14 protein-coding genes are annotated in these 12,916 nt (G+C 36.8%); 11 read left to right on the top strand and 3 right to left on the bottom strand.

The features are described 5' to 3' along the window. Positions 1 to 27: 27 nt before the first annotated feature. The gene (locus tag CWD90_RS19735) at positions 28 to 615 is read left to right on the top strand and encodes a hypothetical protein (RefSeq protein ID WP_103477780.1); all 588 of its coding nucleotides are present in this window, start codon (positions 28 to 30) and stop codon (positions 613 to 615) included. A 63-nt stretch (positions 616 to 678) separates the two neighbouring features. Here the strand turns inward: CWD90_RS19735 and CWD90_RS19730 are convergent, their stop codons facing one another. The 3 genes from CWD90_RS19730 to htpG all read right to left on the bottom strand — a co-directional run bounded on the left by CWD90_RS19730 (position 679) and on the right by htpG (position 4,545). Continuing rightward, on the bottom strand, positions 679 to 1,311 hold the full coding sequence (locus CWD90_RS19730; RefSeq protein ID WP_103477779.1) for an MOSC domain-containing protein: 633 nt from the start codon (positions 1,309 to 1,311) through the stop codon (positions 679 to 681). A 915-nt stretch (positions 1,312 to 2,226) separates the two neighbouring features. Continuing rightward, positions 2,227 to 2,586: a DoxX family protein gene (locus tag CWD90_RS19725; RefSeq protein WP_103477778.1), complete on the bottom strand. Its 360-nt coding sequence runs from the start codon at positions 2,584 to 2,586 to the stop codon at positions 2,227 to 2,229. Positions 2,587 to 2,658: 72 nt separating this feature from the next. Further along, positions 2,659 to 4,545, bottom strand: a complete 1,887-nt coding sequence (gene htpG / locus CWD90_RS19720) for a molecular chaperone HtpG (RefSeq protein WP_103477777.1) — start codon at positions 4,543 to 4,545, stop codon at positions 2,659 to 2,661. A 270-nt stretch (positions 4,546 to 4,815) separates the two neighbouring features. Here htpG and CWD90_RS19715 point away from each other — a divergent pair, with 270 nt between their 5' ends. The 10 genes from CWD90_RS19715 (at position 4,816) to CWD90_RS19670 (ending at position 12,876) form a co-directional block, all read left to right on the top strand. Then, positions 4,816 to 5,826: a 3-oxoacyl-ACP synthase III family protein gene (locus CWD90_RS19715; protein WP_103477776.1), complete on the top strand. Its 1,011-nt coding sequence runs from the start codon at positions 4,816 to 4,818 to the stop codon at positions 5,824 to 5,826. A gap of 905 nt (positions 5,827 to 6,731) precedes the next feature. Next, complete coding sequence (gene recR / locus CWD90_RS19710) at positions 6,732 to 7,349, top strand: recombination mediator RecR (protein ID WP_103477775.1); 618 nt, start codon at positions 6,732 to 6,734, stop codon at positions 7,347 to 7,349. A 98-nt stretch (positions 7,350 to 7,447) separates the two neighbouring features. Continuing rightward, positions 7,448 to 8,842 carry a dihydrolipoamide acetyltransferase family protein gene (locus tag CWD90_RS19705; RefSeq protein ID WP_103477774.1) on the top strand — a complete coding sequence of 465 codons (1,395 nt, stop codon included), beginning with the start codon at positions 7,448 to 7,450 and terminating at the stop codon, positions 8,840 to 8,842. Positions 8,843 to 9,125: 283 nt separating this feature from the next. Next, the gene (locus CWD90_RS19700; protein WP_103477773.1) at positions 9,126 to 9,902 is read left to right on the top strand and encodes a 3'-5' exonuclease; all 777 of its coding nucleotides are present in this window, start codon (positions 9,126 to 9,128) and stop codon (positions 9,900 to 9,902) included. Between the two features lie 104 nt (positions 9,903 to 10,006). Next, on the top strand, positions 10,007 to 10,618 hold the full coding sequence (locus CWD90_RS19695) for a fumarylacetoacetate hydrolase family protein (RefSeq protein ID WP_103477772.1): 612 nt from the start codon (positions 10,007 to 10,009) through the stop codon (positions 10,616 to 10,618). After that, positions 10,619 to 10,957 (top strand): Hpt domain-containing protein, encoded by a 339-nt coding sequence (locus CWD90_RS19690; RefSeq protein ID WP_103477771.1) that lies wholly within the window; start codon positions 10,619 to 10,621, stop codon positions 10,955 to 10,957. It begins immediately after the preceding gene. Next, positions 10,957 to 12,204 (top strand): competence/damage-inducible protein A, encoded by a 1,248-nt coding sequence (locus CWD90_RS19685; RefSeq protein ID WP_103477770.1) that lies wholly within the window; start codon positions 10,957 to 10,959, stop codon positions 12,202 to 12,204. Before CWD90_RS19690 ends, CWD90_RS19685 begins: the two co-directional genes overlap by 1 nt. Positions 12,205 to 12,276: 72 nt before the next feature. After that, positions 12,277 to 12,513: a 50S ribosomal protein L28 gene (rpmB, locus tag CWD90_RS19680; RefSeq protein WP_031444792.1), complete on the top strand. Its 237-nt coding sequence runs from the start codon at positions 12,277 to 12,279 to the stop codon at positions 12,511 to 12,513. A gap of 21 nt (positions 12,514 to 12,534) precedes the next feature. Continuing rightward, complete coding sequence (gene rpmG, locus CWD90_RS19675; RefSeq protein WP_031444791.1) at positions 12,535 to 12,717, top strand: 50S ribosomal protein L33; 183 nt, start codon at positions 12,535 to 12,537, stop codon at positions 12,715 to 12,717. 6 nt (positions 12,718 to 12,723) lie between these two features. After that, positions 12,724 to 12,876: a DUF4295 domain-containing protein gene (locus CWD90_RS19670; RefSeq protein WP_103477769.1), complete on the top strand. Its 153-nt coding sequence runs from the start codon at positions 12,724 to 12,726 to the stop codon at positions 12,874 to 12,876. Positions 12,877 to 12,916: the final 40 nt, after the last annotated feature.

Raw genomic sequence — 12,916 nt, 5'->3', positions numbered from 1 at the left:
ATTTATTAATATTAAATCCAAAATGTTATGAAGACAGTTTTAAAATTAACAGCAATGGCAGGCTTATTACTAAGTAGTACTATAGCAATGGCCAACGATCCAGGAATGAACTTGACAACAGTTAAAGATGCCAAAAGTTTGGTTCTTAAATTAAATAAGCAAACCGAATCTTCTGTATTGACTTTGACAGATACCGATAAGCACCAAATGTTCGTAGAGAATATTAAGGGTGATGAAGATTACTCTAAAAAGTTCAACTTATCGAAATTGGAAGAAGGTCTTTATTATTTAAAGATGGAAAGTATTAGCAAGACTGTAGAGTTCACTATTAGTGTGGAGGATTCAGTGGTAAATGTTATTGCACGGGATGAAGTTGCAAAACCATTTTTCAGAAAAAGCGGTGATATTCTGTATGTGAATTACTTCAACCAAAAACTAAATGAAGTTGTGATTAATGTTGTTGATAGTGACAACAGGGTAGTTTATACTCAAAAAATGGGCACGGATTTGGTAATAGGTAAAATGATCAATTTTACAAAAGCCGAAAAAGATGACTATACCGTATCTGTTAGTGAGGGTACTAATACGTATTTTGAAACAGTTTCAGTGAAATAGTAAATCTAAAATCGATATACTAAAAACAAATAGGGGCCATGTGGCCCCTATTTTAATTTCCGACTAAACATATTTTCTAAGTCGCTCCCTTTTGTATTCAGGCAACGAAAGGTTATTTATCGCCTTTTGCAATATTATAGGGTCTTTTTCTTTTGCAAGAATAATTTGAAAACATTCCCTAACTGTCAGGGAATTGGCGGATTTTTCAACCAACATTAGTTGGTCCTCTTTTTCTACAAAGCCTTCTTCCAAAATACGAACGTAAGTTCCGGAATATCCGTAATCTACAAATTGCTTTAAAATTTTGGCGTTGCTAAAGCGCACACCCAATTTATAGCAAGGTTCCCTCGGCTGTGAAACCTGTACCAAGGCGCTACCAATACTATAAATGTCACCTATTCTCATTTTGGATTCATCTAAGCCTTCCACTGTAATATTTTCACCAAACATACCCCAATCCCATTCCAATTCCGGATATAAATTTCTCCAATGGGGATAGTGGTCTGATGCAAAAAGGTAACAGGCTTTATTGATGCCTGCATGGTGCACCCGGTCTATAACGATATCCTTCAGGACATCTACTTTGCTTAGAAATAAAGCTTCGTCGGTTGGGTATTTGAATATGCCCGTTTGTTCTTCCTTGCCATTCCAAAGAAAGGTAGTGGCTGTTCCTATATTGGTGGAGATGACTTTCATAATATAAAGATAGAAAACCACTGTAAATTAATATTAAGATGAGTATATTTTATTTTGGTATTTACCCTTTTTCTGTATGTTCAAATTTTTGTTTAAAAATGATTTTTGAAGGACGTATTTAGTGGTCATTATCAAAAGTTGTGTGTAAATTAGAAAAGATAGAATGAACTTTCCTAGAGTTCGTGTTCTGTTCATTTTTTGCATCGCCCAAAAAACGAACCAAAATCCCGATAACTATCGGGAGTAGGCTGATTTTAAATTTCTTTAAATCCACGTACTTTCCACGGCCGCACCGTCCAGGCCGCTTTCACTTGGGTGAATATGGGCTAATGGACGGCTTCCATCTCCCAATGTGGAAACCACTTGATTTAATACGAAATTGAAAATAGGCCGTTCCTTTGTTCCTTCAACCTACTTAATTCAGATATATCATTGACCATTTTTGAATACCCTTATACATTGTCTCCTAAATTTGTTGTTAGGCCTAGCTTCTTCCGTGGTGGAGATGGCATGGCCGTTAAGAATTATTGAAGCCTTGGAGATAATTTAGGCCATGGTATCGGCCCTTAAAATCCCAAGATTTTAAGGGCCACCTAGTGAAGAAGGGTCTTTTCTTTTGTTTCGTTTTATTCATTGCCTGTTTATTTTGGAATAAGGTATTCATGAACCTCCTGCGTCGGTTTCATTGGACAGCAAAGAAATCGAAGATTCACGAAAACCGATAAAAAACAATAAAAATCACTTGAGTAAAATGAAAGAATAGGGCATTCATGAATCTCCTTTGCCAGTTATATTGTACTTGAGTTGGTTCAATTTTTTTTCCAAAGTACTCCAAGAATTCTTCCATTACAGATTAACTACAATTTTTGCATAAACACAACAATTGGTCTTGATCCGTATTTAGCGCTGGGCACATTATGTCCCAAAATAGGAATATGCCCAGTACATTAGTACAAATTGAAGGGGAATTCTAAGGAGTAGGATATATTTTGGTATTCCTGCAGCTTCTTTTTTGCCCGTTAACATATAAAAGTGCACCAATAGAAATACCGCTAACATTAAAATTATACCGATAATGGAAATGTTTTTGGTTGCTGGTAGGCAAAGGCCTATCCCCAAAATAATTTCGGTCAAGCCACTAAGGGATACCAAGAGTTTATGATTGGGCAAATACCTAGGCATTATTCGTAGATATACTTTTGGGACCATAAAATGCATAATACCGGCAAATATGTATATTAATCCCAAAAGATAAAGGTGCCAAGGGTAGTCCATTCGGTAAATATATAAATAAAAGAAGCTGAATTACCTAAGTAATTCAGCTTCTTTATTCTCTGTTAAAAACGATTATTTTACCATTTCATAACTTCTTTTAATGAACTTGGTTAGTTCCTCACCTTTCAAAAGTCCTTTGGACAAACGTGCCAAATCAAGGGATTGATTAATAAGTCGCTCCTTCTTCTTGGCAGTCTTGGTGCTTAAGATCTCCGAAACCAATTCGTGATTGGTATTCACTACCAAATTGTACATTTCCGGCATATTCCCCATACCGAACATTCCACCGCCACCAGATTGCTGCATTTCTTTCATGCGGCGCATAAACTCGGGCTCTGTAATAATAAAAGGCGAAGAGCTGCTGTCCATGGCTTCCAATTGAATGGTATAGCTTTTATTGTTGATAGCAGTCTCAATATCCGTTTTTAAAGTTTCTTTCTCTTCATCGGACAACTTGGAAATTTGAGTGTCCTCTTTTTTAATTAGATTGTCCAAATGGTCTGCATCTACACGTGCAAAAGAGACATTCTCCTTAGAAGTTTCTAATTTTTGTATTAAGTGCGGTACTATTGGGGAATCTAACAATAAAACCTCAAAACCTTTTGCTTTGGCGGCCTCAATATAACTGTGTTGCTCCTCCTTGTTCGAGGCATAGAGCAATACTAATTTACCGTCTTTGTCTGTGTGATTAGCCTTAAATTTCTCCTGTAGTTCCTCAAAAGTATAATAAGCTCCGTCTACTGTAGGGTATAGTGCAAATTTGTCCGCTTTTTCAAAGAATTTGTCCTCGGAAAGCATTCCGTATTCAATAACGATTTTAATGTCGTTCCATTTCGCTTCAAAATCTTCCCTACTGTTTTTAAATAAGGAGCTTAATTTATCGGCAACCTTTCGAGTAATGTAGGTTGCTATTTTCTTTACGGCGCCATCTGCCTGCAAGTAAGAACGGGAAACATTCAATGGAATATCCGGAGAATCGATAACCCCTCTAAGCATTGTCAAAAATTCGGGAACAATTCCCTCTACATTATCAGTGACAAAAACCTGGTTTTGGTATAGTTGAATCCGATCTTTTTGAGTATTTAGATCGTTATTTAGTTTTGGGAAATATAATATCCCGGTTAGGTTAAAGGGATAATCTACGTTTAAATGTATGTGAAACAAAGGCTCCTCAAATTGCATAGGGTAAAGTTCCCTGTAGAATCCTTTATAATCCTCCTCTGCTAATTCTGTTGGCTGTTTGGTCCAAGCCGGATTAGGATTGTTAATGAAATTGTCTACTTCCTTTGTTGGGGCTGGATCTTCTTCTTTGGCACCTTCTGGTTTAGGGAGGGTCTCGGTCTTAGTCCCAAACTTAATGGGAATAGGCATAAACTTGTTGTATTTACTAAGTAAACTGCCAATTTTTCCTTCTTCCAAAAACTCTGTAGAGTCATCGGCGATGTGGAGAATTATTTCCGTACCTCGAGTTGTTTTTTTAGCCTTTTTAAGAGTAAAATTAGGTGATCCATCACAGGTCCAGTGTGCTGCTGGTTCGTCTTTATAACTCTTGGTGATTATCTCTACTTTGGAAGCTACCATGAATGCCGAATAGAATCCTAGTCCAAAGTGACCAATTATCCCAGAGTCTTTGGCAGAATCTTTGTATTTATCCAAGAATTCTTCAGCTCCTGAAAACGCGATTTCGTTGATGTATTTTTGTACTTCCTCCTCGGTCATACCTACACCTTGATCAATAACATGGATTTTCTTTCCTTCCTTGTCGATCTTAACCTCAATATAAGGATTTCCATATTCTACTTTAGCTTCCCCAATTGTGGTAATGTGCTTAAGCTTTAAAGTTGCATCGGTTGCATTCGAAATGAGCTCCCGTAAAAATATTTCATGATCGCTGTATAAGAATTTTTTTATGAGCGGAAATATGTTTTCTACTGAAACATTAATCTTGCCTGTGGCCATACTTCTAATTTTTTTAGTTTACTACTTAGCACTGTCAAAAAAAATACCATTGTTATTAGAAGTGACAAACTGGCATTCTTTTAAGTGATTAAATTGGTTTCATTGTTAAAAGGAAATTTATGATTTCTGCTTTAGGCCTTATGATTTTTGTCAGCACAGAACCGTATATTTTTGTTTATATTAGTTGAAACCTAATTTATTTCTCATATTTTAGATTTTATATTAATAGAAAGATAGGGTTAAACCCATTACAATTAAATTATCCAACTGATGTTCAATTCAAAAATAACAGGTTTGGGCTTTTATGTGCCTGACAATGTGGTCACCAATGACGATTTATCCAAAAAAATGGATACCAACGATGCCTGGATCCAAGAACGGACAGGTATAAAGGAAAGAAGGCATGTAATAAAGGGTGACGGGGATACCACAACAAGCATGGGGGTGAAAGCGGCTAAAGTCGCCATAGACCGATCCGGAATAGATAAGAATGATATCGATTTTATTGTCTTTGCCACATTAAGTCCGGATTATTATTTTCCAGGCCCGGGAGTATTGGTACAACGCGATTTGGATATAAAAACAGTTGGCGCCCTGGATGTGAGAAATCAGTGTTCCGGATTTGTATACGCCCTATCTGTCGCGGACCAATACATAAAAACAGGTATGTATAAAAATGTGTTGGTGATAGGGTCCGAACTCCATTCCCATGGTCTTGATATGACCACTAGGGGTAGGGGAGTTTCGGTGATTTTTGGTGATGGTGCCGGTGCGGCAATCGTTAGCAGAGAGGAAGATACTTCTAAAGGGATACTATCCACCCATTTACATTCGGAAGGGCAGCATGCCGAGGAATTATCCTTAATTGCGCCAGGGATGGGCAAACGTTGGGTCAATGATATATTAGAGGATAATGATCCCAATGATGAGTCCTATTTTCCATACATGAACGGCCAATTTGTTTTTAAAAATGCCGTAGTACGTTTTAGCGAAGTTATTGTTGAGGGACTAAAAGCTAATAATTTGGAGGCAAAGGATATAGATATGTTGGTTCCGCATCAGGCCAATCTTAGAATATCCCAATTTATTCAAAAGAAGTTTGGGCTAGGGGACGAGCAGGTTTTTAATAATATTATGAAATACGGGAATACCACAGCAGCTTCAATACCTATAGCCTTGACCGAAGCTTGGGAAATGGGAAAAATTAAATCTGGTGATTTGGTGGTTCTTGCGGCCTTTGGAAGTGGATTTACTTGGGGTAGTGTCATCATTAGATGGTAAGAAATTATGGGAGTATCGAAGGATATAAACACAAAACCCGGAACAATTGTTCCGGGTTTCTTTCATTGATAGACTATACTAAACACTAACCATTAACTATAAATATATAGCGTTATCAATGACTAAATTTTTATACTCTACTTATAGTACGAATATCCTATCCCCTCCTTACGCGTATTAACACACTTTAACATCAACATGTTAAGGTATTAACACCTTATTTTAGGGTGTATTTATACAAAAAATATAAGCCAATAAATTAGAATTGCAATAGGGCTATAGAACTGGGGGAACTATGCCTTAGCACAAATTAAGGGCTTATTATTTTATTTTCAAAATATAGATGGCACAACTTTAATTTTGTTTCTTAAAGGGTAACTTCAATTCTGCTTAAACTTATTGAACGGGATCTAGTTATGCGTTTATAGAAGAGTAATATTAGAATCTACTGAAGATGTCTAATTGGTTTTAAATCAGTAGCTAATGTAGCTGTCATTAAAATTTTTTATTAAAAATATTTTTGAATTTCCATTAGATTAAATGGATGGAAAGTAACTTTTTTAAGTTTAAAAAAATGCAAATATGCGTTGGCCGGTTATCGCTAAAATGCCATTTGTATCGGCAAGTTGTAATGAGAATATAACTGGTTTTTAAAATATTTGGGATTAGCGATTGTGGCACTAGATAATAATCACCTTTTTTCGGAATTGACCAAAGCTTAATTTAATGTTTTATTTTAATTAATGAGAAAAATGTAGGTGCCGGTATTTAGTCATAAGCGTCTAAATTAATGAATGTGATAGGCCTGGAAAACAATCCAGAAAATAGGGGTTTGTTATGTTTTCTAAATTTTCTTTTAAGAAGAATGCCTTAATTTAATGGTATAAAATTGTAATTTTGCGGTTATGGAATTTTCTTCTAAATTACTGGAAAATGCGGTATATGAGATGTCTCAATTGCCAGGGATAGGCAAACGCACGGCATTGAGGTTGGTCCTTCATCTTTTGAAACAACCAAAAGAACAAACTTCAAGATTGGCCAATGCTTTGGTCAATTTAAAAGAGAATATTAAGTTCTGTAAGAACTGCCATAATATTTCTGATGTAGCAGTTTGTGAAATTTGCTCAAACCCGAAGAGGGATGAGAGTCTTGTCTGTGTAGTTGAAGATATTCGGGATGTTATGGCAATAGAGAATACAGGGCAGTTTCAGGGCCTGTACCATGTCCTTGGAGGTAAAATCTCGCCAATGGAAGGGGTGGGGCCGCAGGATTTATCAATTTTTTCATTAGTGGACAAAGTAAAACAGGGAAAAATTAATGAATTAATTTTTGCATTAAGTTCTACTATGGAAGGAGATACGACCAACTTCTACATATATAAACAATTAGAGGGGATGGGTGTTAAGACTTCGACCATTGCCAGGGGAATTGCCGTAGGGGACGAATTGGAATATGCGGATGAGGTTACCCTTGGAAGAAGTATTCTTAATAGAATTCCATTTGAAAATTCATTAAAAGTCTAAATATCATCAATTAAAATAATGAATAAAAGCCAAAAATATGGTCTTTTATTTATTAGTTTTGCAAATTATTAATCATTACTAGTGAATTAAATAGGGATATGTCAAAATTTGAGCTAAAATTACCACAAATGGGCGAAAGTGTTGCAGAGGCTACACTTACCTCTTGGCTGAAGGAAGTTGGCGACACCATAGAAATGGATGAAGCTGTTTTTGAAATTGCCACCGATAAGGTGGATTCCGAAGTTCCAAGTGAGGTAGACGGCATTTTGGTTGAGAAATTATTCAATATTGATGATGTAGTTAAGGTGGGGCAGACGGTTGCTATTATAGAAATAAACGGAAGTGGTTTTGAGGAGGGGCATGATAGTGACGATAATGTTTCATCAGATCAATTGGATGCATCGTCTAAAGAGGTCGAAGAACTGGAAGTGGGAGTAAAGGAAGCGAAGGAAGTTGCAACGGCACCAATAATGGATTATAGTAGTACGGATCGATTTTATTCCCCTTTAGTTAAAAATATTGCCAAGCAGGAAGGAATATCGATTGCGGAATTGGATACTATTAAGGGAACTGGAAGTGAAGGACGGGTGACCAAAAATGATATTTTGGACTATATGACCGCTGGAAAATTAAGCGGAGGACAATCTAATACGGAAAAATCGGAAAATAGGACTGAAACTCCCATAGGTGAGTTTAAGGAAGAGGCAAAGCCTGCTGCAGTTAAACAGGTTGAGTCTAAACAAGATGTTGTTAAACCAGAGTTGGAGAAGGAGCAGCCGAGCAATGGAGATGAGCATATACCTTTAACTCGTATGGGGAAATTAATTGCCCACCATATGATGGCTAGTATTACTACCTCGGCACATGTGCAAAGTTTTGTTGAGGTTGATGTTACCAATGTGGTGAATTGGAGGAATAAGGTTAAAGATGCCTTTGAAAAAAGGGAAGGTGAGAAACTTACTTTTACTCCGATATTTATGGAGGCTGTGGCTATTGCACTTAAGAAATATCCTATGGTAAATATCTCTCTAGAGGGGGATACGATAATAAAGAAAAAGAATATAAATATTGGAATGGCAGCGGCCTTGGCTGATGGCAATTTAATAGTTCCAGTTATTAAAAATGCAGATCAGCTAAACTTGGTAGGTATGGCAAAGGCCGTAAACGATTTGGCCAAGAGGTCTAGAAACAATGCCTTGAAGCCAGACGAGGTTAAGGACGGTACTTATACCGTAACCAATGTTGGGACTTTTGGCAGTGTTTTTGGCACACCAATTATCAATCAGCCGCAAGTGGGTATTCTGGCGCTGGGCGCAATACGTAAATTGCCTTCTGTAATTGAAACCAAAGAAGGTGATTTTATTGCTATCAGAAGTAAAATGTACCTCTCACATAGTTACGACCATAGGGTGGTGAACGGTGCTCTTGGCGGAATGTTCGTAAAGGCAGTAGCTGACTATTTAGAAGCTTGGGACATAGATAGGGAGGTGTAGCTATCTTCCTAGAGTTTATTTTTATGTATTAAATTTTAAAATCCTATTGTGATGTGTTCATTTTACACATTATAATAGGATTTGGTATAGGGCTTAGTTATTCTTTCCGGTCAGCATTTAACAATGTAATCAATACTAGGGTGTAAAACTTTTAACTATAACTATGTGTCAAGGGCAATATATTTACAGCTGTTGGCAGGAATGGCGCTGTTTGTCGAATATTGTTGGTTATTCTTTTCCCTTACATTTTGTAAAAACTATATTTGCATAAACAACCTACAGCATGCAATTAAAGCTAACAAGACCTATATGTTTTTTCGACCTGGAGACCACTGGTACCAATGTTGCCAAGGACAGGATAGTGGAAATCGCTATTCTAAAGGTGTATCCTAATGGGAATAAGGAGAGTAAAACGTGGTTGGTTAATCCGGAAATGGAAATTCCTGCGGAAGTAGTTGTAATCCATGGTATTTCTAATGAAAAGGTTGCAAATGAACCCACCTTTAATCAGCTGTCCAAAGAAATTTATAAAATGATCAAGGACTGTGATTTGGGAGGTTATAATTCCGATCGCTTTGATATTCCGCTTTTGGCCGAAGAAATGCTTCGGGCCGAAATTGACTTTGATATGAAGAATGCTGTTTCTGTGGATGTACAGACCATTTTTCATAAAATGGAGAAAAGAACCTTGGAAGCGGCCTATAAATTTTATTGTAATAAAAATTTAGTCAATGCCCATAGTGCGGAGGCAGATACCACGGCAACCTATGAAGTGCTATTGTCGCAATTGGATCGATATCCCGAATTGGAAAATAATATTAAAAAACTATCGGAATTTACTACCAGAAAACAAACGGTAGATTTTGCTGGATTTATTGTACTGGATGAAGATGGTGAGGAGATTTTCTCCTTTGGAAAACATAAAGGAAAAAAAGTACATGATGTCCTAGAAAAGGAACCAGGTTATTTTGGTTGGATTTTGAATGCCGATTTTCCGTTGTATACTAAAAAGGTTTTGACCCAAATAAAGTTGAGCAAGTTGAACAATAAACTGGGTTAATAGCTGGGTTTTATTTTAAAAATGTTCCGTTATACAGAGGTGAACTCCAGTCTATTCTACAGGTAGGGGCTATAAACACCATATTCTAAAGAATACTTATTGTCATGAAAATAATTTGTATTGGCCGTAATTATACGGAGCATATCAAGGAATTGAATAACGAAAAGCCTGTTGAGCCTGTATTATTCATTAAGCCGGATTCAGCAGTGCTGCCCAAAGAACAGGATTTTTATATTCCTGAATTTTCCAAAGACGTTCATTATGAAGTGGAGGTTTTGGTGAAAATTAAAAAAGTGGGCAAACATATAGACGTTCAATTTTCCCATAACTATTATGATGAAATTGGTTTGGGTATCGATTTTACAGCTAGGGACATTCAATCCCAATTAAAGGAAAAGGGATTGCCTTGGGAAAAGGCCAAGGGTTTTGATGGGTCTGCGGTAATCGGTAAATGGTTGCCAAAAACCAATTTTAAGGATTTGAACAATATAAATTTTCAACTTGAAAAGAACAATGAACTGGTGCAACAAGGAAATACCGGTTTAATGCTGTGGAAGATAGATGAAATAATATCTTATGTTTCGCGTTTTTTTACTTTGAAAAAGGGTGATATTATTTTTACCGGTACACCCGCTGGTGTTGGTAGAATAAGTGCAAATGATTATCTTTCGGGTACCTTGGAGAATGAACAAATGTTCTCATTAAATATAAAATAGATGATTTATAGTTTGGACAAAATAAATGAGATGGCAGAAGGTGATGATGAATTCATTAAATCTGTCGTTGCTGTTTTTTTGGAAGAAGTGCCTCAGGACTTGGATGAACTTGAGAAAGCATTGGGGTTGAAAAATTATGACAGTGTATATAAATTGGCGCATAAAATTAAACCTAATGTAGATTTACTGGGTATGGAGCAAACCCGTGAAATAGCCTTGCAAATAGAAACTTTAGGAAAAAAGGAAGAGAATACCGCGGAAATTCAGCGATTGGTGCCCTTACTTAAAAAGGATGTTCAGCAAGTGGTTTCAGAATTGAAAAATGACTTTAAGATTTAATGTTTGCTGAAATAATAACTATTGGCGATGAGATTCTCATTGGACAAATTATAGATACAAACTCTGCTTTTATTGCCCAGGAACTCAATAAAATTGGGGTTTCCGTTTATCAGATTACTTCGGTTCAAGATGATAAGCTTCATATTTTGAACGCTCTTAAAGAGGCGGAAGCACGGGCCGACATCATAATAATAACTGGAGGTTTAGGGCCTACCAAAGATGATATCACCAAGCACACCTTATGCGAGTATTTCAATGATTCTTTAGTGGAAGACCGTGAAGTGTTGGCCCATGTTGAGGCTATTTTTAAAAAACACCTCGGAGTTCCCATGTTGGAGGTTAACAGAAATCAGGCATTGGTGCTTTCAAAGGCCATTGTTCTCCATAATGAATTTGGGACGGCACCAGGAATGTGGATTAAAAATGAAGGCAAGGCTTTTATTTCATTGCCAGGTGTGCCCTTCGAGATGAAAAATTTAATCACATCAAAGGTAGTTCCAAGAGTAATACAGGAATTTAAGCGCCCTTATATTGTTCATAGGACCATTATTACTTATGGTATTGGGGAAAGTTCGCTTGCGGATAGGATAGCATCCGTAGAGGACAACTTGCCAAGTTTTGTGAAATTGGCCTATCTGCCCAGTTTGGGTTCTGTGAGATTAAGGCTTACCGCGAAAGGAGGTGATAGTGAATTAATAAATTCCGCTGTCAATGCTGAGGTGGTAAAAATTAAAATTTTGATAGGCGACCTGGTTTATGGAGAAGAAGGTGATGAACCTTTGGAATCGGTGATTGCTCAATTATTAACAAAAAAGGGGCTGACCTTAGGCACGGCAGAGAGTTTTACAGGCGGTAAAATTGCCCAACAGATAACCAGTATGCCAGGCGCGTCAGGCTATTATAAAGGTAGTGTAGTAAGTTATGCTACAGAAGCCAAAATAGAAGTGCTTAGGGTGTCTAGGGCGACAATAGAGCAGTATTCAGTAGTAAGTGCCGAGGTGGCCGTAGAAATGGCTGCCAATTTGCGTGAAATATTAAAAACGGATTTTGCTATCGCCACTACGGGAAATGCCGGTCCAACAAAAGGGGATTCCAATGCGGAGGTGGGAACTGTGTTTATAGCCGTCGTTTCTCCCAATACGGTAGTTGTGGAGGAATTTCAAATGGGGAGTCAACGAGAAAGGATTGTGCAAAAGTCTGTAAATAAGGCATTTGAAATGCTTCAAAAAGAAATTTTAAAATTCTGACAAAGAATTTTGTCCGTCCCATAAAATTAATTTAAATTTGCACCCTGTTTATAACAAAATAAAAGTAGAGAGATGTCAAAAGTTTGTGATGTTACTGGAAAGAGAGCCATGTTTGGGAACAATGTGTCCTTCTCGATCAATAAAACCAGAAGAAGATTTGATGTAAATCTTTCTAAAAAGCGTTTCTATATTCCAGAAGAAGACCGTTGGGTAACCTTAAAGGTTTCCGCTAAGGCTTTAAAGAGTATAAATAAAAAAGGAATTTCCGTTGTTTTAAAAGAAGCAAAGGAAAAAGGATTAATAAAATAATCCTGAAATACTAAGACAATAATGGCAAAGAAAGGTAACAGAATTCAGGTTATTTTGGAATGTACAGAGCATAAAGAATCTGGCATGCCAGGTACTTCAAGGTACATAACCACAAAAAACAAAAAGAACACTCCAGATAGGATGGAAATTAAGAAATTTAATCCTATCCTAAAGAGAATGACAGTTCATAAAGAAATTAAATAATACGTCATGGCAAAGAAAACGGTAGCTAGTTTACAAACAAGTTCAAAAAGATTGACTAAGGCCATTAAAATGGTAAAGTCGCCTAAAACAGGTGCTTATACATTTCAGGAGTCTGTAATGAGCCCAGAGATGGTAAGCGACTGGTTGAAAAAAAATTAATAACCTAAATATATTGGTTATAAAGCTACTTTCTGATGAA

Source organism: Arenibacter catalasegens (assembly GCF_002909235.1).
GTDB lineage: Bacteria > Bacteroidota > Bacteroidia > Flavobacteriales > Flavobacteriaceae > Arenibacter > Arenibacter catalasegens.
The sequence above is the reverse complement of the archived record's forward strand: the minus strand, read 5'-3'. Positions and strand labels throughout refer to the sequence as shown.